Genomic DNA, 2,132 nt, shown 5'->3' on the forward strand with positions numbered 1-2,132 from the left:
GGTACCTGTAATTGGGGAAGTACTTGATTTACTTCGTGGGTATCACAGTCAGCATCGCATCGTTGGAAGAGATGAACTCTTCCCTAGTCGGACAAAGGGGAAGTCTCTCGACCTACGCACACAATGGGAATCAGCGTTGAAGCAAGCAGAGATCGAGGATTTCCGTTGGCATGACCTGCGCCACTCCTGTGCCAGCTACATGGTCCGGCAGGGTCTGGACTTAAGGCTGGTGGCCGAGTTGCTGGGTCACCGCACGTTGCAGATGTCCATGCGTTACTCTCATCTGGCCAAGGAGCACCTCAAGAGTGCAATCAGCGAGGCGATGGAACGCTGAGATATCTCCCTTAGCTCCTGCTGAAATCATGCTCCCCCCTTTAGCCCCCCCGGGGGAAGCAAACATGCCCCACCCCTTTTTAGATTGGGACTCCGCACAGCGATTTTTATCCCATAATTCTTGATACTGAATTTTATCCCTATGGAGTCAGGGTCTGATCAGTAAATAAATGGCACAAATATTCCGGAGTTTTGTCTAATTCTGTTTCCAAAAATTGAACCTAAAAGCACTAGATTGTGTCGGGGTTCTATTAATGGATGGAACATATTTCCTTCCCTTTTTTGAAGAGCTTGTTTGTTACAGAGAGCAAAGGCTCAAAACCTCAGCTTGGTTTAGCTAAAGAAAAGACCACTGCGTCAAGATCAGCAGCCGGTTTGAATTGATACAGCATTGTATTTAAATACTAAAATATTTTATTTTTTCTTGCACTAGCCTTTGCGTTGTGAGTATGTATCTGGCACAGATATTTCAGATTTAAGTCTATCAACAACATCTAATGGTGTTGAACAGAGATGATTGCCAGACAAAAAGTAACTCTGGCGGGAATGGATTCCACCTCTCAGTTGAGCAATCTGCTTACTGAAAAATGCTGGCACCCAAGAAAGTGTGAGAACACTGAGCGGTAGCCAAGTCGATCTATAGGGTTTCCTCGACTCTAAAAACCTGAGCCCAACGAACCATTTTTGTCGTACTGAGAATTGTGCTCTTTTACGAGGTGGACTCGTTGACTCTCGGGTTCCTCAAAGTATAACGCCTGAGCCCCCGTCATTTTTTAGCTGATCAGAATATTCTGTGTTGTTTTGCGTGAGCCACACGCTCTTAAAGCAGTTGCAGGATTATTCGCTCAATTGAGTGTAGAGGATCTCGATGTAGGCAACTCAAGGAAGTCAGAATAAGATAAATTGAAACAGGAAGATTGAAAAGAGGGACTGTGCCGAGAGCCTGTTATCGCTGGAAGGATGCGTCTCATGGAAAAGAATAGATGTTCCGAAATGTTCCGAAATGTTCCTAGCATTAATGCTAGATATTTGAGAGATAGAATTGGGTCTAACTAATAAAATTTTTGATGAAACTTTTTAGGTAAATCAATTTTGGTTGAGTGAAACGAAAAAAGCCCCAGCATCCGGAAGGTTTGGCGACAAGACGGAGTACTAGGGCCCAACACAACAAGACAACCCCGAAAGGGCTAGTTGTTGATTGTAGAAATATATACACATTCTCCAGGCTGTGCCATTAATTTCTGCAAGCAAACTGACCAGTGACTAGGGTTGTCTCCTGAAGTTTAGGAGACATCTGGATGAAATGCCTGCTAAAATACTTCTTTGTTCTGATCATTTTGGGGCTGTTTCAAACAGGCTGTGACATACGCGAGGCGACCATTGTCTATGACGTGGAATTCCCCCGAGCCGACAGTGATGAGGCCCAAGGAGGCGGTGGTGGTGGTTCTGGAGGTGGCTCCGGTGGTGGCCCAGTTACGCCTACCAATCCCAATGGATCTGGGGCAGGATACACTGTCTCTAAGACCATTGCCAACGTCTATGAAGATCACTCAGACAATGACAGCTTCACCATAGCTCTGGGCAAGGCTCCGACTGCTGATGTCTATATGGGAGTGGTTAATCCAGATACTACAGAAGTTTCGGTTACCCCGACTTCTGTTGTTTTCGGGACAGGCAACTGGTCAACGGCTCAGACTATTTCTTTGATTGGTGTTGAGGATGGAATTGCTGATGGAAATCTGGCTACTAATCTGAACGTCTACATCGATAACTCAACTGACGCTGATTATAACACTGGA

The 2,132-nt window shown here is 45.5% G+C and carries 2 protein-coding genes; both read left to right on the forward strand.

Going from position 1 to position 2,132, the window contains the following annotated elements:
- Nucleotides 1-334: tyrosine-type recombinase/integrase (locus P8O70_20725; GenBank protein ID MDG2199265.1), on the forward strand; the 334-nt coding region annotated here is incomplete at its 5' end.
- A gap of 1,297 nt (nt 335-1,631) precedes the next feature.
- The coding region (locus P8O70_20730; protein MDG2199266.1) for a hypothetical protein at nt 1,632-2,132 on the forward strand (501 nt) is incomplete at its 3' end.

This window comes from SAR324 cluster bacterium, from assembly GCA_029245725.1.
GTDB lineage: Bacteria > SAR324 > SAR324 > SAR324 > NAC60-12 > JCVI-SCAAA005.